Annotated in this window: 15 protein-coding genes; 12 read left to right on the top strand and 3 right to left on the bottom strand. The window is 50.9% G+C overall.

Going from position 1 to position 23,271, the window contains the following annotated elements; genetic code table 11:
• Positions 1-279 precede the first annotated feature (279 nt).
• A complete protein-coding gene (locus A3849_RS12655) occupies positions 280-1,110 on the top strand; it encodes a DsbA family protein (RefSeq protein ID WP_083613483.1) in 831 nt (276 codons plus the stop codon).
• Positions 1,111-1,131: 21 nt separating this feature from the next.
• Positions 1,132-1,989, top strand: coding sequence for an AraC family transcriptional regulator (locus A3849_RS12650; protein WP_074111751.1), 858 nt, complete (start codon positions 1,132-1,134; stop codon positions 1,987-1,989).
• Between the two features lie 168 nt (positions 1,990-2,157).
• On the opposite strand, the gene A3849_RS12645 is transcribed toward A3849_RS12650, so the two are convergent.
• Both A3849_RS12645 and A3849_RS12640 read right to left on the bottom strand, forming a co-directional pair.
• On the bottom strand, positions 2,158-3,657 hold the full coding sequence (locus tag A3849_RS12645) for an amidase (protein ID WP_074111750.1): 1,500 nt from the start codon (positions 3,655-3,657) through the stop codon (positions 2,158-2,160).
• A gap of 274 nt (positions 3,658-3,931) precedes the next feature.
• Positions 3,932-5,572, bottom strand: coding sequence for a cellulase family glycosylhydrolase (locus tag A3849_RS12640; protein ID WP_074111749.1), 1,641 nt, complete (start codon positions 5,570-5,572; stop codon positions 3,932-3,934).
• A gap of 611 nt (positions 5,573-6,183) precedes the next feature.
• On the opposite strand from A3849_RS12640, the gene tyrS reads away from it, so the two are divergent.
• A complete protein-coding gene (gene tyrS / locus A3849_RS12635; RefSeq protein ID WP_074111748.1) occupies positions 6,184-7,443 on the top strand; it encodes a tyrosine--tRNA ligase in 1,260 nt (419 codons plus the stop codon).
• A gap of 218 nt (positions 7,444-7,661) precedes the next feature.
• Here tyrS and A3849_RS12630 read toward each other — a convergent pair whose 3' ends face one another.
• A complete protein-coding gene (locus A3849_RS12630; protein WP_074111747.1) occupies positions 7,662-8,243 on the bottom strand; it encodes an LOG family protein in 582 nt (193 codons plus the stop codon).
• Positions 8,244-8,471: 228 nt separating this feature from the next.
• On the opposite strand from A3849_RS12630, the gene A3849_RS12625 reads away from it, so the two are divergent.
• From A3849_RS12625 to gnpA, 9 genes are all read left to right on the top strand, one after another.
• Positions 8,472-9,662, top strand: a complete 1,191-nt coding sequence (locus A3849_RS12625) for an Acg family FMN-binding oxidoreductase (RefSeq protein ID WP_178382669.1) — start codon at positions 8,472-8,474, stop codon at positions 9,660-9,662.
• 152 nt (positions 9,663-9,814) lie between these two features.
• Positions 9,815-11,611 carry a sensor histidine kinase gene (locus A3849_RS12620; RefSeq protein WP_256700754.1) on the top strand — a complete coding sequence of 599 codons (1,797 nt, stop codon included), beginning with the start codon at positions 9,815-9,817 and terminating at the stop codon, positions 11,609-11,611.
• A gap of 1 nt (position 11,612) precedes the next feature.
• Entirely contained in the window at positions 11,613-13,250 is a 1,638-nt protein-coding gene (locus A3849_RS12615) for a response regulator transcription factor (protein WP_074111745.1), read from the top strand.
• Positions 13,251-13,410: 160 nt separating this feature from the next.
• Entirely contained in the window at positions 13,411-14,844 is a 1,434-nt protein-coding gene (locus A3849_RS12610; RefSeq protein WP_074111744.1) for a carbohydrate ABC transporter substrate-binding protein, read from the top strand.
• Between the two features lie 158 nt (positions 14,845-15,002).
• Entirely contained in the window at positions 15,003-17,138 is a 2,136-nt protein-coding gene (locus A3849_RS12605; RefSeq protein ID WP_074111743.1) for a discoidin domain-containing protein, read from the top strand.
• A 248-nt stretch (positions 17,139-17,386) separates the two neighbouring features.
• Positions 17,387-18,274: a carbohydrate ABC transporter permease gene (locus A3849_RS12600; protein ID WP_256700753.1), complete on the top strand. Its 888-nt coding sequence runs from the start codon at positions 17,387-17,389 to the stop codon at positions 18,272-18,274.
• A gap of 2 nt (positions 18,275-18,276) precedes the next feature.
• A complete protein-coding gene (locus A3849_RS12595; protein WP_074111742.1) occupies positions 18,277-19,146 on the top strand; it encodes a carbohydrate ABC transporter permease in 870 nt (289 codons plus the stop codon).
• A 369-nt stretch (positions 19,147-19,515) separates the two neighbouring features.
• A complete protein-coding gene (locus A3849_RS12590; protein ID WP_074111741.1) occupies positions 19,516-20,607 on the top strand; it encodes a peptidyl-prolyl cis-trans isomerase in 1,092 nt (363 codons plus the stop codon).
• 244 nt (positions 20,608-20,851) lie between these two features.
• Positions 20,852-23,011 (top strand): 1,3-beta-galactosyl-N-acetylhexosamine phosphorylase, encoded by a 2,160-nt coding sequence (gene gnpA / locus A3849_RS12585; RefSeq protein ID WP_074111740.1) that lies wholly within the window; start codon positions 20,852-20,854, stop codon positions 23,009-23,011.
• The last annotated feature ends 260 nt before the right edge of the window (positions 23,012-23,271 follow it).

Below are 23,271 nucleotides of genomic sequence, written 5' to 3'. Positions count from 1 at the left end.
GTCCTCTACAATGTAACTGAGTGATGGCCGGTTGTATTTAGCAAGGTGTCGCATTTTTGCACGATCGGCGGATGAATTCGCGGATGGTTATACAGTAATCAGGCAATAGGGAATCGAAATGTAGATCACAACTGCCAGGAAAGGCCTGCACAGGGAAAAAGGTACGCAAGGCACCGCAAACGTACCTTTACGGAGCTGGAAGGAATCACTACCATTAATTTAGAAAGCGTTATCATTTATTGTCCAGATGATGAAATTCTTTTGAGGGGGATCTTAATCATGTCCAAAGCAAAGGGCAAGCTATCCAATCTTTCGAACTCAGCCAATCAGTCCCACTCAGCCAATCAGTCCCATTCAGCCAATCAGACCCGTTCCATCCGCGGAAGCAAGAGCCGTACCGGGCAGCCCCGGTCGGGATCAGCCTTTGTGATATCTGTCGTTATGATTGCCGTTCTCGTGATTGCGGCGTCCGTGTTTTTTCTGCGGCCGTCAGCGGCTTCCTCAGGCCTCAACGGACTGCCGAACTACACAGAGATTCGAGGGGAATACGATGCCGAAGGCCTGAAATATGAGAAGCAGCCCCATCTGGGCAGCAGCACTGCCAAGGTGAAGGTGATTGAATTCGCAGATTTCAAATGCCCTTCTTGCAAGAAGTGGAAGGAAACGTACTTCGAACGCTTCAAACAAGAGTTCGTCGATACCGGCAAGGCAGAGCTGTTCTTCATGAACTTTGCTTTTATCGACCGTGATTCGATCATGGCAGCCAGTGCGGGGGAAGCCATTGCAGCCCAGGACAACGAACTATTCTGGGAGTTCATGAGCAAGCTCTACGATCATCAGGGGGATGAGACCAAGATCTGGGCCACACCGCAGTTTCTGCTTGATTTCGTCAAAAATAATATCGGCGGCATTGACTATGACCGCTTTGCCAAGGATCTGCAGGAGCATACTTACATGCTGCCGGTGAAGGAGGATTTCAAAACGGCTGGAAACTATGGAGTCAATGGAACACCACAGTTTATGGTGAACGGCAAATTGCTGAAGGGTGGCTCGTATGAGGAATTAGCGGCAGCTATTGAAGCGGAGGCAGCAACCGCCGGCGTCCAATAAGCATAGCAGGAGGATGGTGAGATGAAGCTTTCAGCCTTGCACCCGTATGTCTATCTGGCCACCCGGTATCCTTTTGCCAAGGGGCAGTCAAGCTCGAAACGGATTTGCTATATGAGCTCTGTCTATATGGTCAGTGAGGGTTACGGGGTACTGGAGACCGAGGGGACACAAGTCCAGGTAAGCCCGGGCTCACTGGTCTATCTGCCTCCCGGACAGTCCCATGAATGGCTGGCTGATCCGGCAGAGCCGATGGTACATCTGTGCTGTTATTTCGACTGGGGTCATGTGGACCGGGAGGGCCATTTCGATTGGGCCTGCCCGATCTGTTATGAACCGGAGCCGCTGCTGCCGGAATGGCTGGGTCCGCAACTTCCGTATCCGCTCCCGCTGCAGCTTCAGGCCGGTTCTGTCCGTGTGTGGGCTGAACGGTTTCAGAAGTTCTACACTTCAGGTCAATTTGTAAATGAGCAGACATTTATCCGCAATTTGAGCATTCAGCGGAGCTTTCAGGAATTTATTGATTTTTTCCTCCAACAGATGCTGAGGTACCCGGCGTTTCCGGACCGACGGATCAGCGCGCTGCTGGAGCGGCTCGAACAGGATTTGCTGCATGAAGTGCCCAGGCCGCTGGAATGTTATTACCGGGAATTGAAGCTGAGCCGGGGGCATTTCTTCGAGCTGTTCAGAAAGTCAGTGGGCTGTTCGCCCGTCCAGTATATGAACCGCTTCCGGCTGAACCGGGCCAAGGAGGATCTGCTGCATACCTCGCTAAGCATCACAGAAATCGCCGGGAAATATCATTTCAGCTCGGTCCATTATTTCTCCCGCCTGTTCCACCGTGAGACCGGACAGACACCCCGGGAATTCCGCTCGGGGTAAGACCTGCTCCCACAGCTCCCGAAAGTCATACTGAAGGGGCTTCAGTTGATTCTAAATTATCCGGACCCGGGGACTGCTACTGCTGAAGCGGGAGAGAATGTTTGGTTGTGGGGATGGTGCAATCTTTGGGGCTGCAGCCACCGGCATTCCAAGAAGAAGGGTCTGGGGCTAAGGAAACATTGGATTCCCCTTCATCCCCACCCACATCTCCGACTGCTCCAATTGGGCGGCCAGCTGCAGCAGCAGATCCTCGCGGCCCTTGGAAGCCATCACCTGAACTCCAATAGGCAGGCCTGCCGGCGTAAGGTGCAAGGGAACACTCATGGCGGGCTGACCCGTGAGATTGGACAGCTGTGTAAAAGGGGTATAAGTCAGGCTGGGCTCGAACATTTCGTAGATCATCCGCCGCTGCGCATCCTTCGGCAGCTCACTTATGTGCAGCAAAGCTTCGATTTCCTCCGGCTGCTGGGTAAGCTCACCTATCTTAGGTGCGGAATCTGCATTCGCCGGTGTGATGTAGAGGTCAAAGCGGCTCATCAGGCCCGCCATTTGTGCGGCCGCCACATCCCATTCGTTCAGGCTGTGCACGAATTCGGCGGCGGAGACCTTTTTACCGGCTTCACCCAGCACCCAGGTCACGATGTCCACCTCATGTGCCGCAATGCTGCGGCCCATCCCGGTTTCCAGTGACAGGAACATAGCCGCCACTTCTCCGGCGTTCATTGTATAGTAATTTTCCATCAGCCGTACGCCATTTACCGGACTCAGCTTCTCTTCAACCTCATGGCCTTCGTCCTGGAGCCATTTTACGGTTCTTAATACAGCTGCAGCAGCCTCTCCGCTGACTGGGGTTCCGACAGGCGAGGCTGTTGTAAAAGCGATCCGCAGCTTGCGCGGTGCGGGCTTTATGAGATCGTCCAGATAGACGCCCGGATACAGCGGCGTCTGAAACGCAGCCTCCGGTTGCACAATCTGCAGCAGATCCAGCATGGCCGCGCTGTCGCGCACGGAACGCGTCAGCGCAAAATCAATGGAGGCACCCTGCCATTGGCGGCCGACTCCCGGCCCTACCGGCGTACGTCCACGGGTAGGCTTCAGCCCGAACAGGCCGGTGAAGGAGGCCGGGATGCGGATTGAGCCGCCTCCGTCGCTGGCACCCGCAGCCGGTACGATTCCGGAAGCTACTGCGGCGGCAGCTCCGCCGCTGGAGCCTCCGGGCGAGCGGTCCGTGCTCCAGGGATTCCGGGCAGGTCCGTGCAGGAGCGGCTCAGTGATATTTTTCAGCCCGAACTCGGGAGTGTTCGTGTGCCCGAGCGGAATAAACCCGCCGCTTCGGATACGGGCGACATAGTTCGAATCGCGTTTGGCAATGTTATCCTTCAGCAGGAGGGCGCCAGAAGTGAGCGGCTCACCGCCAATCGCCTGGGAAATATCCTTCAGCAGAAAGGGCACACCGGCAAACGGCCGGGACGGATCATCTGCCGGCATGGCATGAGCCTCCTTCAAAGCCGCCTCCCGGCGGGTGCGGACAACGGCATTCAGCAGGGGATTGACCTCGTCCAATCTGGCGAGCGCCGCCTCAACAAGCTCACGCGGCGACACCTCCCGCGCACGGACCAGCGCAGCAAGTCCCAGCGCATCATAGGTGGAATAAGCAGACAATGTCATGATGATAACCTCTTTTCGGCAGGGACGCTTGAATGGCAAGGTCCGCTGATCTGTAGTATTGGAAATGGTATGCCTTATGTATCACTATACCAGTGAGTATCAGAGATGCTTCTTGCATTATACACCAGCCGGTGTTTAATTGAAGAATCAGAGGACAGCCCTGTCCCGCCCGTTTGTCATCGAATCGATAAGTAAAGGGGAGTACTGCGGGCCGGCAGCGGCCGAAGGTACTCCCCCTTTGTTTTTATACAGATTCAGGTGATAACGACCGTGCTTAAGGCTGTACGCCCGATACGAGTGTGCCGTTTTGATACAGCGTTACATGATTCCAGGTACTGAAAGCCGTTTTGGCGGCATCAAAGGAATAATCGTCTGCTTCGTTAAAATTACTCCAGTCGCTTTTGAATAGCCGCAGCTGGATATCTCCGGTCTGTCCTCCGGCTTGCAATGAACCTGCTCCAGGGGTAAAGCCGACTTCTAGATAGGAATCAGCACCTGCGGCATTGGCAGTTCCAAAAGTAATGGTAATGTTGGCCGCACCCATCTGTGCCCAGTCCATTGCACCATTAAGCGTTTGCGATCCGTCTTTGGTGAAATAGTACCGTATCTTCAGCCCGCTCAAGTTGACGGCAGAGGTACCGTTGTTCTTGATATTGAATTGGGGTTTGATCACGTTGTCCGTGGTATTCGTATTACCAACGCGGTAATAGAGTTGAAGACCATTTGGAGCGGCAGTTGGCGAAACTGTTGGAGTTGCAGTTGCAGTAGGTGTCGGTGTGGCAGTAGGTGTCACGGTTGCAGTCGGTGTTGGAGATGGTGTCACGGTTGCAGTCGGTGTTGGAGTTGGCGTTACGGTTGCAGTCGGTGTAGGTGTAGACCCGTTGTCCGGAACAGGAACATAACCGGGTGTGGTATAGATTTTGTTGAGTACTGAGGTAGCCTTCGTGCCATAGGGACCGTTCACAATGGAATTCCCCCAGTCCGAGAGGCTGCCTGCAGGGCCGCTGGCCATATCGAGATATTCGACGCCGCCGCCGTTTCCGTACCAGGACCACGCGAGCCAGCCAACGCCTTTTTCCTGCCCATAGCTCATAATGGTTGCTTCATCGACATCTCCGCTGGTATGCTTCCAGCCGAACTCCCCGACGATGACCGGTACTCCTATGGCCAGGGCGTTGTCAATATTGCCCTTTACCGTGGCGGCTGAACCTCCGGCATATTCGTACATATGAATGGAGAAGATCGTGTTTGCAAGCGGATCAGAATTGAATACGGCGTTCCCGCTAGTGAAAATAGAGGACGGATACTGTCCCCAGCCTGCGGCATCCACGACCAGCGTATTCTTGATGCCTGCGGCCCGAAGGGCTGGAATGGCGGATTGATAGCCGCTGGCCCAGGCCGCTGTGCTCCAGGAGCCGAACCATTCGTTAGCAATATTAACGATGACCCGGTCTTCCTTGCCGATTAATGCATCCTTGATGCTGATCCAATAGTTGACAGCCGCATTCAGCGTAGAAGCGTTATCCGAGCCTGTTGCATCATGCACCTCAAGCATGGCAGTCAGCTTGTACTGATCACAAAGGGCAAGTATGTTCTGCACATCGGACAGACTGTCGAGGGACCACTGGCCCCCATCGGAGAGCACGATCCGCACTACATTAGCGCCGGTGGCTGCAATGGCAGGGATAACGGTTGTCAGGTCGTTTTTATACCAGGTGTGCGCATGATTTATACCCCGCATGACAAAAGGGCTGCCTGTTGCGTCAATTAATTTGGTACCGCTTACATGAAAGCCCTTGACTGAGACTCCCGCTGCTGCTGCCTGTTTCTGGGGGATTGAGAGGGAGAGGATAAGGACACACGTTAGGGCCAAAAAACAAAAGCTGCGGAACGAAAAATACTTGCTCGGTTTCATGGAAGTTCCTCCTTTGCGGATTTAGATTTGCTTTCTAAATTTCTGCATGCTCCCAGAAGTGTATTCGGTACCCGGACCAGACCACCTCCCAATATCCATATATATCCAACATAACATATAAGGGTTTGTTTGGGAATAGTTATTAAAAATAGATAACAAAAAATCTAATTTTATGAAGGCAATCCGGTCTACTCTTAGGAGAGCTGGCGGGTCCGGCATTGACAACAAATTTTGAATTGACTATACTTTCAGTAATCTTATAGCTGATATGCGATGAACGAGACAGTAGCAGCCTTTGTCCCTGTCACAGAAAGCCGGGGGGGATGGAACCCTGGCACACACATGGACTGCGAATTACACTCTGGAGTATCTTGGGTAATGCCAAGCGGAAATCAAGCGAACGATACCTCGCTGTGAGTGGTGCGGGCCCTGCCGTAAGGCGGTCTGTGCAATTTGGGTGGTAACACGGTTAATCATAATCGTCCCTGTGTCTGAATAGACAAGGGGGCGATTTTTTTGTTGTTGCCTGGTCCGCCGTAAAGAGGTACGAGTTACCTGATTCAACGTACATCAGACGAATACGAAAATCATATTAAAGGGGCTGTATCAGCTTGAACATTATCGATGAACTGGAATGGCGCGACGCCATCAATCAGCAGACAGATGCAGAAGGACTGCGGGAGTTAACGAATACGAAGGCAGTTTCACTCTATTGCGGCGTAGATCCAACGGGCGACAGCATGCATATCGGACATTTAATTCCCTTCATGGTGCTGAAACGCTTCCAGCTTGCCGGACACCGTCCGGTCATTCTGATTGGCGGGGCAACAGGAACCATCGGCGATCCGAGCGGCCGCCAGAGTGAGCGTTCCCTCCAGACGATGGAGCAAATTCAGGCGAATGTGGATGCGCTGACGGCACAGATGAAGAAGCTGTTTGTGACGGAAAGCGACAATCAGGTCCGAATGGTCAACAACTATGACTGGACCCATAAGATTAACGTTATCGAATTTCTAAGAGATTATGGCAAAAACTTCAGCATCAACACTATGCTCGCCAAGGATGTGGTGTCCAGCCGTCTGGAGAGCGGGATTTCGTTCACGGAATTCTCCTACCAGATTCTGCAGTCACTCGACTACCTGCATTTGTACCAGCACGAGGATGTGCAGCTGCAGGTCGGAGGTTCCGACCAGTGGGGTAATATCACAAGCGGACTGGACCTGATCCGTAAAAAGGAAGGGGCAGACGCCAAGGTGTTCGGCCTGACCATCCCGCTGATGCTCAAATCGGACGGCACCAAATTCGGCAAAAGCGCTGGCGGTGCAATATGGCTTGATCCGAAAAAAACAACACCGTACGAGTTCTACCAGTTCTGGGCGAATGCCGACGACCGCGATGTGGTGAAATACCTCAAATACTTCACTTTCCTGACTCAAGAGGAAATCAGCGTCCTGGCGGAAAAGGTACAGAATGAGCCGCATAAGCGCGAAGCGCAGAAGGCACTGGCGGAGGAAATGACCCGCTTCGTGCACGGCGAGGAGCTGCTGGAGCAGGCGAAGCGTATTACCGCAGCCCTGTTCAGCGGAGATATCCGTTCCCTGACTGCGGAGGAGATCGAGGAAGGCTTCAAGGAAATGCCGACCTTCACATCAGGCAAAGATTCGAAGAATATCGTGGATTGGCTGGTCGATCTGGGTATTGAGCCGTCCAAACGTCAGGCACGTGAAGACATCACCAAGGGAGCCATTTCACTTAACGGTGAGCGTGTTACCGATATCGGGGCGGAGGTCACTGCCGAAGATGCCATCGGCGGGCGGTTCATCATCATCCGCAAAGGCAAGAAAAACTACAGTCTGGTTAAGCTGGCCTAGGCAGCTGCAGAGGGTCTTCAGCAGGAAAATGTGGCTGTCTCTTAAGTAGATACTCCTATAACAGCGACAGCGACTTATGATTTTGAAAGAGTAAAAAGGCAGAAAAACAGCGACCCTTCCAGCTATCGGAGGGTCGCTGTTTTTCGATTTTGGCCATTTGCGGCTTGCATCATTAGATTTCCGCCGGAAGCCCCGGCTATGGAATTCTTAATTTCAGATCAGGTGCGCTCATCCGTAAGGTACGTTTTCACCGGTGGCGGGAAATAGCTCAGGAATTGCTGGATCATACCCTCTGGAGTGGTGTCGGTGAGGACCATTGAGCGGTGTTTTTCCAGCATGAACTGCTCCCGGGCCATCTGGTCGAACAGGGTAATCAGCGGATCATAATAATGCTGGACGTTCAATATGCCGCAAGGCTTCTGATGCAGCCCCAATTGCGCCCACGTAAAAATCTCAAAGTATTCCTCCATCGTCCCCGGGCCGCCAGGCAAAGCGATGAATCCTTCGGCCAGCTCCGACATTTTTAATTTGCGTTCATGCATCGAATCCACCACGATCAGTTCCGTGAGCTGCTTGTGCTCAATTTCCCGGCTTTTGAGAAAATGGGGGATGACCCCGATGACGTTCCCTCCAGCTCCCAGAGCGGCGTCCGCCACCTCGCCCATGAGGCCAACCGTTGCCCCGCCGTAGATCAGGGTGATGCCGTGTTCTGCCAGTGCTTTTCCCAGCGCATGGGCGCTTTCCTTGTAGACGGGGGAAGCTCCGTCACGCGATCCGCAAAATACAGCGATACTTTTCATAGGTGAATAACTCTCCTTTGCATAGTAAATTCACTTACCGGAAGCTGTCTCCCGGAGCACACTTCTTAACGGTAGCACATCAATCCACTTATTGCACTCGGTAGGATAGAAAGCGGGCATTGATGTAATGGAGCCGGAGGAATGTGCGGCTTGTCATTGTATCCGGGGTAGCATTACGTCTGAATGGGAATAGGCTTATCAAATAGAGATGTATAAAGGGAGATGGCTATGAGTAAGCGTACCCAAAGATCAATGATCGTACTTCTGTCTGTTGTTGTTCTGTTCGTGCTTCTGGTTAGCGTGCTATTCACGGCAAGCGGTGTATTCAAGAAGGCGGAGTATTTGGAGCCCTGGAAGCGGGATTATGCCGGACAATTCGAAGATCCGCGCCTGCAATTGGCAGCATACGGGCTCCTGGCAGCGAATGGACACAATATGCAGCCCTGGAAAATTCGCCTGGACAAGCAAAATCCGCTTAAGCTCTCCTTATATACAGATCATACGAGGCTTGCGCTTGAAACAGACCCGTTGGCCCGGCAGACCCTGGTCTCGCAGGGGACCTTTTTGGAATACCTTAGGGTTGCCGGTGAGCAGCTTGGGTATCAGACGGAGATTAAGCTGTTCCCGGATGGGGAATACGATGAGCAGAACTTAAGCGAGAGCATGGATCAGAAGGCTGTGGCGGACATTACACTCACCAAGACAGCGCCTCAGGTGAATCCGTTGTTCGACTATCTGTTTTTGCCGGATACGAACCGGATGGCCTATAAGCCTGATCCGCTGACACCGGAGCAGACAGCTCAGCTGAAGCAGACCAATGATGATAAGGATTTAACCCTAACCCTACTGGAGGATTCCGCCAGCATTCAGAAGCTGGGAGCCTATGGAGTAGAGGGGACGAATATCGAAACCGGACTTGCGCGGATGAATGACGAATCAGCACGCATATTCCGTTCCAATGAATATCAGAAGAATAAATACCGCTACGGGTTCTCCTTTGAAGGACAAGGAACCACAGGTGTGAAGAAACATCTCCTTCAGGGGATGATTACCCTCTTTCCGTCGTTTAATAACGAGAAAGCATCAACCAAGCTTGCCGTTCAGGCAGCCCGGGAGGCAGCGGACCACTCACCGGCCTATGCTCTGATTGTGAGCAGGGACAATAGCCGCACTAGTCAGGTTAAGGCGGGCATGCTCTACAGCCGGCTGATTCTGGCCGGACATGAGGAAGGACTGGTGATGCAGCCTCTGAGCCAGGTGCTGGAGGAATACCCTGAGATGAAGGAGCCTTACACGAGGATTCACAAGGAGTATGCTCCGGGTGGCGGAACGATTCAGCTCCTGGTCCGCGTGGGCCAGCCGACACAGGATACCCCGCTGAGTATGAGAAGAGAGGTTACGGATCTTATTGCGGACTGAGCTGCCGCCAGTTTGTTTTATACTATTTATGTTTGAAAAACAGTATGCAGGAGTTAAGAGCAAATCTTGACTGTCTACTGTTTTTTTTTTGCGCTGTGTTAGAATGATAGGGAATATGTCGTGAAAAGTCGAAAATAAGGGGTATAGTTAACATGAACATACCACGCGCGAATCTGCATGTAAGGAAACGCTCCTCTTATCTGCGAAGATTTTCGATTAAAAACAGATTGCTCGGCGCATTTTTTATTACTTCACTGTTGCCCGTCATCTTTGTTACCTTGTATTCCAATGTCAGGTATGAGGATTCGATATCGGAAAAGCTGAGTGCATTCTCCATGCAGGTCTTGTCCGAATCTGCGGTGAACGTGTCGCGGGAATTGGCCCAGTATGAAACGCTAAGTGAATCCATTATCGTAAATCAGGAGCTTCAGAACGGGCTGAAGCAGGCGGAATCCATGACGGATTATGAGCGTAATGAATTTCAGACCAAAGTTAACAACGTGCTGGGTGAACAGGTATTCAGACTCAGTAATCTGTCGAATGTGGTCGTGTTAACCGAAAACCAGGAACCCTTTTTTGATCTCGGGTTTGAATGGTATCCCGGCAGCCAAATTGCGGATTCGATCAAGCGGATCAATCCTTTTGAGGGCAATACCACCTGGAATTATTTGCGCTCCAATCGCGGCACCGACAAAATTGCGCTCAGCCGGGTGATTTTCTCAGCGGATAACCTGAATCAAAAAATTGGCTATCTGATCATTGTAATCGACGGAAAAGTCTTTACACGGAATACATATGAGCATGTGGATCTGGGGACAGGGGGAAAGCTCTATATTGTTGATGGTTTCGGCACAGTTGTCTCCTCCGCAGACCCCGGTATCCCTCAAGGATCAAGTTACAAGCAGAATGAAGTGTTCAGTAAAATAGTTAAAGGCCAAGCCAATAAGTCTTTCTACACGCAAGTGGATGCGAAAAGAGTTCTGGTGACCAACACCTATATCCGGTCCGCAGACTGGTACATGGTCGGACTGATCCCGCATACCTATATTGTCTCGGAACTGCTGGCGATCCGGGGCAACCTCCTGTACATCAGCGTGATTATTCTGCTGCTCTCCACCTTGATGGCTATGTGGGTATACAAAAGCATCAGTACGCCCATGCGGGAGCTCCTCCAATATGCCAAGCAGATCAAACTGGGCCGTCTGGACTTCAGCTTATCTTCCACAACTCCTCCTGACGAAATGGGCAAGCTCACAGAGACCATCGACCAGATGGTCGGCCAGCTGAAGCGGTTAATTGATCAGGTCGGACTGGAGCAGAAGGCCAAGCGGGATGCAGAACTCAAGATGCTGCAGGCGCAGATTAACCCCCATTTTTTGTTCAATACGCTGAACTCCCTGAAGTGGAGCGCGATGATGAGCGGAAATACGATAGTCGAGGAGGGGATTGGCTCGTTGTCCGAGCTGCTGCACAATACGATTCTGGACCAGGAAGAGATGATTCCCTTACGCAAAGAAATCGATAATCTGCTGCACTATGCGGTTATCCAGCGGATCAGGTATGGCCAATCCTTCGAACTGAATTGCAGTGTGGAACGGGAAGAACTGTACGATTGTCTGGTTCCGCGTTTTATCCTCCAGCCCATCGTCGAGAACTCCATCCTTCATGCCGGAGGGGACGAGGGACGTGTAGTCAAAATCAGCGTGGAGATTTCCGGTAGGGATGGAATCTTGCAGCTGACGGTTGCGGACAACGGGAAAGGCTTCGACCTCAGAGAGGTTCAGACCCGCAGGCATTCCAATGACAAGCTCTCAGGTATTGGGATTGTGAATGTGGAGGAACGCATTCATATGTATGTCGGTGAGCCGTATGGCATGCTGACCCGGAGCGAGCCGGGGAAGGGTACCGTGACAGTCATCCGGCTGCCGCTTAAAAAGAAGGAAGGGTAGGATGCTTATGTACAAGGTGCTGATTGTGGATGATGAGATGATCGTAAGGCATGCGGTAAAATCACTGATCCGCTGGGATGACAGCCGGTTTGAATACGCGGGCTCTGCTGCAAACGGGGCTGCCGCCCTGGAGATGGTACAGAGAACCGGACCGGATATTGTGATTACGGATATCAAGATGAGTGAGATGGATGGTCTGGAGCTGATCAAGCTGCTGATGAAGACCTCCTTCGCCGGTGAGGTGCTGGTACTCAGCAACTATAACGACTTTGATCTGGTCCGCGAGGCGCTGAGATGCGGCGCCCATGACTACATGCTCAAGCTTACGCTAAAAACGGAAACTTTCATGGCTACCCTGGAAGAGATCGCCCTGAAGCTGGACCGGAAGCATGATAACAGCACAAGAAATCTTCTCCATGACACTGACCAGAAGAATACAAAGACCGTGGTGGAGGAATGGCTGAGAGAGATGGATGCCGGACCTGGTGCCCATGGAGAACAAGCCGGAAGAAAAGCGCTGCTGGATGTCCTGTCGGGCCCTCCTTCGCTTCATGCCTACGCATTTTGCATACATATTCTTAACAATTCTTCCCGCGGACAGGAGGTTTCCCGGTATCAGGAGACGCTCCGCCAAATCGCAGAAGGTTTATTTCCCGCAAACCACGGCCTGTATGTGGTGTCCGCAGAGCCGGACCGGTTCTTGATGCTGATTGTCTCGCCCGTTCCGGCAGCTGAAGGTAGCTTTCCGAATCCCGGTGAGCTGGCTCAGCGGATCAAAGGCTTGTCCAAAATTTATTATAATATGGAGATTTGTATCATTTACGGGAATCCTGTTGCTGACTATGAAGCGATATACGGGCAAATCCGGCTGAATAAGGCGGCTGATTATCTTTCTTTTTACAACAAGTACCAGGAAAATGGCATATGTAATGGCGATGCCGCTGTACAGAGTGAGGATGACCAGGAGTTTAAGGCATTGGAGATTCAGTTGAAAAACAGCCTGCGCCACTCCAGTGGGACGGAGATTGACCTGTGGCTTGAAGGTGCTTCTGTATTAATCCGGGCAGCCGCCGATTTGCGCATTCCGCCGAATTCCGTGAAAAGAGCGATCATCGGCGGGGTCTGGAGCATCGCCAATTCTAACATTATCAGCAGGGAAGCCGCATGGAACGAAACCTGGTGGATAGAGCAAATCGAAGCCGCCCCTACGGACTCCCAGCTGATGCTCATTATTCAGGACATGCATGATGAAGTGATGAATATGATCGGGAGAAACCCCGGCCAGAAGTTTATGCGCGAGGAAATCCGGCAGGCCAATACCTATCTGGAAAAGCATTTCTCCGAGCGGGTGTTTATTTCCGAGGTGGCAGCACATGTCGGTTTTTCCGAACCCTATTTGTGTCAGGTATTCAAAGCCGAAACGGGCTCCAGCATATTGACCCGGCTCAATGAAATCCGCATGATGAAGGCTTATGAAATGCTGTCCTCCGGCAATTATCTAATTAAGCAGGTGGCCATGGAAGTGGGTATCCCGGACCCTTTTTATTTCAACCGTCTGTTCAAAAAGAAGTTCGGGGTTGCCCCGAAGACGGTGAAGAATATCCAGAGCGATAAAATGGACAATTTTAAGAATGAGTAAAAGAAAGTTTAGTTTTCATGAAATTCATAAGTATTCTTTCATAGGAAGTGAGCTTTATGCATAAAATCGTCCATAAACCTCCGTTCTTTTGTTAATATGTATCAGTCCCTTGCGATTCTATAATTAGAGACATCCAAAACCAGAAAGGGGTCAAATCAAGATGTCGATAAAAAAATGGACTGCGCTCGCCTCAGCAGCCGTGCTCATGGCTGTACCGCTTGCGGGCTGCGGCTCTAATAATGATGGCAATGCTGCTCCTTCCGCTTCTGCTTCGGCAGCGGCTGAAGCTACTGCGGAGGCTTCGGCCAGCGCAGCACCGGCGGGAGAGACGTTCGATAATCCTGAGCTGAACGTCGCTGTATTCCAGGGCGGGTATGGACGTGAATATTGGGACAGTGTTGCCGCCGAATTCATGAAGGATCATCCAGGCACCAAAATTAACATTACCGCCAGCCCCAAAATCGCCGAGCTGGTCCGTCCTAAGATCGTTGCCGGGAATCCGCCGGATTTCATGTATATCTCCGGAAGCGATAACACGCCTATCCTGGACGGACTGGTGAAGGACAAGGCGCTTCTGGATTTGACGGATGTCTTTGAATCGAATACAGAATCGGGAACCCCGCTGAAAACGCAGATATTGCCCGGTGTTCTGTCGTCCAGCTCGATTTCTCCTTACGGAGACGGCAAAATTTATCTGGCCCCTTACAATTTTGGAGTGATGGGACTCTGGTATAACAAGAACTTGTTCGATTCCAAACAAATTGCACCGCCAAAGACCTGGGATGAACTGTTCGCTGCGAATGCCACCGCCAAAGAAAATAACCGTGCGTTGTTCACTTACCAGGGACTCTATCCGGGATATCTGGAGGAAATGATTGTTCCCGCGATTGCCAGTGCCGGCGGCCAGGAGGCCTTGAATCAATTTTTCAATTATGATCCGGAATTCTGGAAGAGTGAGACATATACCAAGGTATGGGGATTGCTTGAGAAAATCGCCACCGAAGACAATGCGCTCATGAAGGGGACGGTTGCGCTTAATCATACCCAATCCCAAACTGCTTTTCTGCAAGGCAAATCTATGTTCATCCCCAATGGCACCTGGTTTGAAGATGAAATGAAGGATGCGCCGCGTGAGGACGGCTTCCAATTCGGATTCCTCGGAGTGCCTTCGCTGGGAACGGACGGCAAGGTTATGGCGCTTACCCAAGTGGAGCAGATGGTGATTCCGGCAAAGGCGAAAAACCCGGAGCTGGCCAAAGCTTTCCTTAAATATCTGTACAGCGAAAAAAGCATCAAGCTGAACGCGGAGAAGGCCAAGGGAGTTATGGCGGTCATTGGTGCTCCTGATCTGGTCAAAGAATATATTTCCGAGACAACCTACAATATTTACAAAGCGGTAGACAGCGGAATGGTAGCCGTCAGCGGTTCCTTCAAGCCGGTAGCCAAAGGAAGTAAATACAACGCCAGCGACGAAGTATACAAACCGATATCCTCCATTATGAGCAAGCAAATGACCCTGGATGAATATTCTGCGAAGCTGTACAAGGTATACACCCAAATTCAAAAAGAACTGCAAGACCAAGGCCAGCAGTAATCCTCCTTGCTAGTACAGAAACCTGCCTTTCCAAGTATGGGCAGGTTTTTTGTATAACATTTTGGTGGACACCCCACAGCGGGTTTCACCCGGAAAGGAGGAGCTTGCCGTAATACCGGTTTGCTGAATGGGATCATCAGAATAAGGAGGAATCAAAAGTGAAAAAGGTTTATTCGCTGGTATTATCGCTTATTTTACTTTCATCCTTTGCAATCACACTGGGGCCGGTTCAAACCGCTGCCGCTGCCGGAACCATCTACTATGTCGATTCTGCAAGCGGAAATGATTCATCGGCCGGAACCTCCGCGGCCACAGCCTGGAAATCACTCTCCAAAGTGAATGCGACAACGTTCCAGCCGGGAGATCAGCTCCTGTTCAAATCCGGCGGAGTGTGGAATGGACAGCTCTGGCCCAAGGGATCTGGAAGTGCAGGACTGCCGATTAAAATTGACCTGTACGGAGGTACAGTACGCCCGATTATCAACGGGGGAGGCACCCAGCGCGACTATCAGTCTACAGGTGCTGTAATGCTGAGGAATCAGCAATACTGGGAGATCAGCAGCCTGGAGGTCACTAATGATGATAATTTCAGTACTGATCTGACGGCGGTGACCTATCTGAACAGTAAGCCTTCGAATATCCGTGACGGAATACTGGTTGTGCTGGATACCGATCAGGTTCCTGCCGGAGGCGACACGATTATGGACCATATCTATATTCATGATAATTATGTGCATGATGTCGACAGTCCCAACGTGTGGCCTAATCAATACGGCAATGCTTCCTTTAACGGTGGAATCATGTTCTACGTTATTGGGTCGCTGAAGCAGAATATGACCTTCAATGATGTCCGGATCGAAAATAATACGATTGAAAAGGTGGATTTGCTGGCAATCGCCAATTTCAACTACACCACGCCGTCGGCCTTTCAGGATGAGGTGGATACGTATAATCTGTGGCAGACCAACATCTACATTGGCCATAACTATATGCGGAATATCGGCCAGGGCGCTATCGACATCTGTGATGCCAAGGATGCTGTCGTAGAATACAACGTGGTCGATGGCTGGTCCCGCCGGTACAATGCGGAGAGCGCCGGGATATACCCTTGGAAATCCCATAACGTGATCTTCCAGAACAACGAGGTGTATGGAGGGCCGACAACGACGGGAGCGAACAACGGGGATGGCACCGCTTTTGATTTTGACTCCCCGAATGCGGATATTGTCTACCAGTTCAATTACACACACAACAATCCGATGGGATGGATGTCTTACCTGGGCAGAAGCAGCAACAATATTGCCCGCTACAACATCAGTGACGATAATGCAGCCTACCTGATCAAATTCGGGTGGTTCGATGTGGATACCTCAGCTACGTATTTCCTGAACAATGTGTTTATTTATGATGGGGCTGTGACTAAATTCACCAGCTCGAACGCCAATCTGGCCTCGACTTATTTCAAAAATGTCCCTTATTATTTCTACAACAATGTCTTCTACGATAAGAACAAACCTTCCTCCAGCTTCTGGCCAAGCAGTCCAAGCGCCTACGGAACGGCAGTCTTCAGAAACAATGCCTTCTATGTCGCAAATGGCAGCCATGCAGCCGGTGAGCCGAATGATGCGGCCAAAGTCATCACGCCTCCGCAGATGCTGAACCCCGGACAAGCGCCAGCTGCCGGCTCGAACGGCTACACAAGCGGTGCCACTGTCTGGAACGGGTACAAGCTGCAGGATACCTCGCCGCTCATCAATGCCGGTCTGAATGTGCCTCAACTGGGCACAAAGGATTTCTACGGCAATACACTGTTTAACGGCTCCGCCCCTGATATCGGCGTCTTCGAATCTGCAGTGACCGGCGGATCAACAGATCCGGTGTCCGTAACCATAGGAGGTACGGTTACCGCAAGCTCCACGAGCAGTCCTTCCGGAGAAGAAAAGGAGAAGGCGTTCGACGCTAATCCGTCTACCAAGTGGCTGATCACCACGAATGCCGGGTGGATTCAGTACAGATTCGCAACAGGGGTAACCCAGACGGTCACTTCCTATTCCATTACTTCAGCCAATGATGTTCCAGGCCGTGACCCTAAGAACTGGACTTTGCAGGGATCGAATAACGGCTCAAGCTGGACCACGCTGGATACCAGAACCAATGAAGCATTTGCAAGCCGGTTCCTGAAGAAGACTTATACGTTCAGCAATACGACTGCTTATGCCTACTATCGCTTGAATATAACTGCTAACAACGGAGAACCGAATTTACAGCTGGCGGAAATCGGACTTTACAACTAATCATGCACAGGGGTTGTCTCAGGTTCGTCATGGATGGACCGGGGGCAGCCCTCCCTTTACACCGCAAACCTGTACAATTTTAAGATGTGCCTTAGAGCTTAAAATCCTCCATGAACATCCTCCCTTTTGTTCATTTGGCGGAAAGGCGTTCAAACCTATAATAAGAGCATCCAGAAGAAAGGGGCTGCAACATTACATGACTCGAGCAAAGAGGCTATTCAGGACTGATGCAGCGGAGGTTACATCATATGATGACAATGAAGACTAGGAGAAGCCTGTTTATTGCCTTATGCCTGCTGCCGGGGCTGGCCTTGTTTCTGTTGTTCAAGGTCTACCCGACCGTGCAGATTTTTCACAAATCATTCTATTTATGGACTGGGCTCAGCGATAAGCCGAAATTCATCGGGATGAAGAACTATGTAGATATGTTTCAGGACGATACCTTCCTGCTGTCCCTCAAGAATACCGGGCTGCTCATGCTGGTTGTACCTGTAATTACCCTGCTGATCGCCTTGGTGAATGCTTCCATTCTGACGAAATCCAAGCTGAAGGAGCGCAACCTGTACCGCACGGTGTTTTTCTTCCCGAGTATTTTATCGTTTGTGGTCATTGCCATTCTGTGGTCCTTTATCTACCATCCGACGATGGGATTCCTGAATTCGGGACTGGAGACCGTCGGACTCGGCAGATGGGCACTGCCCTGGCTCGGAGACCAGCGTGTTGTACTGTGGGCGCTGGCGGTTACGCTGATCTGGCAGGCGGCAGGTTATTATATGGTCATCTACATGGCTGGAATCGACGGCATCTCACCCGACCTGTACGAGGCGGCAGAGCTGGACGGTGCAACGCGCATACAGCAATTTTTTCATATTACCATTCCGATGCTCTGGGAGATTATCCGGGTGACGATTATTTTCAGCATTAACGGTGTGCTCAGCATCAGCTTTGTCATTGTATCAGTCATGACTGCGGGCGGACCGGACCATCATTCTGAGGTGGTTATGACTTATCTGTATTCCCAGGCCTTCGCCAATTCAAACTTTGGTTATGCGATGGCAATCGGCGTGTTTATCTTCATTATTTCCATGATTCTGGCGCTAATTAGCAACAGGCTGACTGAAAGGGGATCACACTAACTATGGCTGCTCAGCAGACGCTGCACCGTCCCAAAAAAACTCTTGGCGGCACTATCGGCAAAACTCTTCTCCGCCTGCTGCTCATTGTTCAGACCATTGCGGTAGTCTATCCGCTGCTGTGGAACGTGATGGCATCGTTCAAAACAAATGCAGAAATTATGGATAATCCCTGGAAGCTGCCGGGGGGCATTGAATGGATCAACTATGTCCATGCCTTTACAAGTGCCCGGATCGGGGACTACATGCTGAATTCCGTACTGGTTGTTGTTCTGTCCATGACCATACTGCTGATCTCCGCTGTACCTTCAGCCTATGTGCTGGGGAGAATGCAATTCCGCGGACGGTCTTTCTTCAATAATTTTTATATTGCCGGTTTATTTATCGGGGGCGTGTATGTCATTGTTCCGCTGTTTATCCTGATGAACAGTCTGCATATGCTGGACAGCCGCTTTTGGCTGAGTGCGGTGTATGCGACCGGGAGTCTTCCTTTCTCCATTTTTCTGCTAACCAGCTTCATGAAATCCATTCCCCACGACTACGAAGAAGCGGCAATGATTGATGGCTGCGGCTACTTCAGCACCATGTTCCGCATTATTGTGCCGATGGCCCGGCCCGGGATTATCACCTTGATTGTGTTCAGCTTTTTTGACTTCTGGAACGAATACGTGATGGCCATGACCTTTATCAGTGATGACGCGAAGAAAACCATTCCTGTAGGCCTGTCCAATCTGATGCAGATTCAGCAGTATGCTACGGACTGGGGCTCCTTATTTGCTGGTCTGGTGATCGTTCTGGCGCCGACCATTCTGGTCTATGTGCTGCTGCAAAAGAAACTGACTGCCGGCATGATGCTGGGCGGGGTGAAAGGCTGAGGCTTCAGGCTGTACCGGTCATGGCAAACCCTTGCGATTGAAGTGGAAAAAGGAAACCTAATTCGCGAATTTCACCGGTTTTTTGGTGATTAGGTGGAAAAAGTAGACTTGATTCTCGCCATTTCCATCCATTCGGTGATTTTGCGGGGAAATAAGTGGAGTTTTTCCAGATGACAATACCTGGGGAGGTCAATCAGCGGATTGAAGTGGAGACATTCCACCTCAGTTATCTGGTCAATAGGGCAAACGCTCACGAAATCATTTATTTCTGGAATTATGAAGGTAAGGGTTTGGGAAAAATCCGTAAGCAATCGCCCTGCTATACCGGTATGAACGGCTTGACAAGTCATGCGGCGGGAGGAAGCGGTAATGAGAGTATTCATGAAAAGGGATATCCAGCGCAAAGCCTTCATTTGGGGGTTGGGCTGCACGGTTCTTGCAGGATTGATACTTATAGGCTTCGTGAAGCTGCTTCCTTCGAATTCGGAGTCAGCCGAAGCGGCTCAGCCCGGATCAGGCACGATCATTCTGTATGTGAATGGAGAGCCTGTGACCCGGCAGGAGTTCCAACTGTATATGGATAAGGAAAAAGGCGCCGTTACCAACGAGTTCAGCTTACAGCATAACGCGGCGGACCAAGTGGACTACTGGACCACCGAATTTGGCGGGGAACGGCCCATCGACAGGCTGAAGAGCCTCGCTGCGGATGAAGCGGCCAAAGGCAAGCTCCTGCAGACTCTTGCGCAGGCCAAAGGGCTGGTGGAGGATAGCGGATTTGGGCAATTAATGAAGGATTGGGCTGACGGCAACAAGCAGCGCGAGCAGGATATCAGCGATAACAAGGCTGTTTTTGGGTTGGGACAATATGATCTCAGCCAGTATTATTTCTATACTCTCAGCAATCTGAAGCTGGAACTGGAAGAGCTAATGGGTAAGACGGAATTACAAGTAACGGGACAAGAGATTAAGCAGGTCTACCAGGCGCATGCCAAGGATTATCAGAACCGGACCCGGCTGGAGATTGAGGAGCTGTCCCTTCCTTATTCCGGGGAAGAGGATAAAAACAGTGCATTACAAGCCATGCAGGCTGCCCTTGGACAGCTGAATAAAGGGGCAGCTTCAGAACTAGTCGTGCAAAGTCATAGGGGGTTCCGCCTGCTCAAGAACTCGGCGGTTGTGGACAGCCAGGCCCATCCGCTATCCCCGGAAGCCATGATTATTCAAACTGCCCTGACCCTTAAGAAGGGCAACTGGTCCACCGTAGCGGACATGGGCGACAGCTATTCTATCGTCAAACTGGTGGATAAAACGGAGAATTATGCAGTACCCATACAGGAAGTGGAGAGCCAATTAAAGGCGGAGGCGTTAAGCCTGAAATTTGAGGGCTACCTGGAGCAGCAATTCCGCGGTAGCGACGTGAGGCTTGAGCAAGGTAATTATGACGCGATTACAGCGCCTTAATGACTGTATTTACTGTGTTTAGTTTATTTATGTTTAGTTTTTTTGAAAAGGCAGAAGTGACGGAGGGGAAGTTTGGAACTGTAGGAGCGATAGCGTCCGCCTTTATGTTTGGATTCCTACCGAGAAGAGCAGCTCCAATCAAAGAAATCCAAACATAACAGCGGCCGGAAGTCCAAACATTCCCCGCAGTCACGGCTTAGCCTGTTTTTATAAACTTAAGTCATTAAAAAAGGGAGAGACACGAATGACCAAACCCAAAGGAAGAGTAACCCTGCCAAGTGAAGAGGGATTCGTCGAAGAGACCAAGGAAATGATGTTGCGCTGGGGGGCGGACGCTATCCGGGACAGTGACGGAACCCAACTGGATGCTGAAATCAAATCGCTGGATGCCACAATCTATACCGCCTACTTTCCGACCAGAGGCCATAACGAGTTCATCGGACAGCATATGGAAGAGTGTCCGCAAATCTACCTGATGTCGGATTTCACGCTGGCTCGGGCGGATGAGCTTGTGATTGATTTGCTCCAATCCTATTACAGCGAACAGCTGGATGTGGACTATATTCATGATCCCAAACGGTATTGGCAAGTCTACGACAGAACCTCCGGGGAGCTTGTGCCGGTGGAGAATTGGCAGGTTCTGGAGCAGGACAACAAGGTAGTCGTTCTGAAAACCACGCCGTGGCATGAGTATACCGTTTCTTTTCTGGCCTATATCCAATGGGACCCGGTTCAGATGTACAATCACATCACCAATAACTGGGGCGACAAGCCGCATGAAATTCCGTTCGATGTGAAGCAGCCCCACTCCAACGCTTTTATCTATGACACCATGAAGCAGTGGCTCCAGGATAACCCGGAGGTGGATGTGGTCCGGTTCACTACTTTCTTTTATCAATTCAGTCTCGTATTCAACCAGTACGGCAAGGAGAAATTCGTGGATTGGTTCGGCTATGGGGCAAGCGTCTCTGTGGCGATGCTCGAAGATTTTTGCAAGGAGAAGGGTTATGCGTTGACTGCAGAGGATTTTGTGGATCAGGGATATTACAACTCTTCTTTCAGAGTGCCCTCTCCATCGTACTTAGAGTATGTTGATTTTGTTTCTGCTTTTGTTTCAACCGAGACGAAAAAGCTGGTGGATCTGGTGCACCAAAGCGGCAAAGAAGCGATTATGTTTCTGGGAGACCAATGGATTGGTGTAGAGCCTTATGGTCCGTACTTTGAATCCACTGGCCTTGATGCGGTTGTCGGCAGTGTAGGCGATGGCACGACGCTGCGGATGATATCCGATATTCCTCATGTAAAATACACAGAGGGACGTTTTCTGCCTTACTTTTTCCCGGATGTATTCTATGATGGCAATGATCCTGTCGCCGAAGCCCGGGACAACTGGCTCACGGCCCGCCGGGCGATTCTCCGCAAGCCGATTGACCGGATGGGCTATGGCGGTTACCTGAGTCTGGCTTATAAATTTCCGGCTTTTGTAGATTACGTCGAGAAAATTACGGATGAGTTCAGAGAGATTCACGAGCATATCCTTCTGACCCAGCCATATACCGGTTTAAAGGTAGCCGTGCTGAACTGCTGGGGAGCCTTGCGCACATGGCAGGCTTTTACGGTGGCACACAGCTTGTACTCCAAACAAGCCTATTCCTATTATGGAATCCTTGAATCGCTGAGCGGAATGAATGTCGATGTGCAGTTTATCAGCTTCGAGGATGTGTTAAGTAAGGGGATTGACCCTTCCATTGATGTGATTATGAATGCGGGTGATGTCCATACGGCGTTTTCCGGCGGGGAGGTCTGGAAGAATTCCCGCTTAGTAGAGCTGCTCAGAGAATGGGTCTACGGCGGGGGAGGATTGATCGGGGTCGGGGAGCCTTCTGCGGTTTCTCATCACGGCCGGTTCTTTCAACTGGCGGATTGCTTTGGAGTGGATAAAGAACTGGGCTTCAGTCTGTCCACAGATAAGTATTTCTGCAAGCTGACCGAAGGGCATTTTATCACGGACAGTATTACGGAATTTAGCTTTGGCGAGAGCATGAAGAATGTGTATGCGCTGCATGACCGTGTTAGCATTCTGGAGTATTCCCATGGTGAAATCCATCTGGCGGCTAATCAGGCGGGTGAGGGCAGAGCGGTGTATATTGCCGGATTGCCTTATACCCCTCAGAACAGCAGACTGCTGATGAGAAGCCTGTATTATGCTGCCGGGAAGGAAGCGGATTTAGAGATATGGTACGCGGATAATCCGTCCTGTGAAGTACACGCATATCCGGAGAGCGGTACATATGCCATCGTCAACAATTCGCATGAACCGCAATCCACCACTGTCTATGATGGAGCGGGCAACACTTCGGCGGTGCAGCTTGAAGCCGGGGGTATTCTGTGGAAGGAATTTTAAGAAGCGAAGCAAAGCAAAGCGAACTAGAAAAATACAAAAAGGTAAAAGTAACGGAGGGGATTTTGGAACTGTAGGAGCGGTAGCGTCCGCCTGAGAGCTTTCCGTAGGAAAGCTGGCATCGTAAGCATAGGCTATGTTTGGATTTCTACCGTGGACAACGGTTTAAATCAGGAAATCCAAACATAACAGCGGCCGGAAGTCCAAACATCACCGCAGTTACGGCCCATACCCGAAATGAAGGATTTTAGTTCAAAAATACA

Source organism: Paenibacillus sp. P46E (assembly GCF_001909095.1).
GTDB classification, from domain to species: domain Bacteria; phylum Bacillota; class Bacilli; order Paenibacillales; family Paenibacillaceae; genus Paenibacillus_AQ; species Paenibacillus_AQ helianthi.
This window is presented reverse-complemented; position numbering and strand designations above follow the sequence as displayed.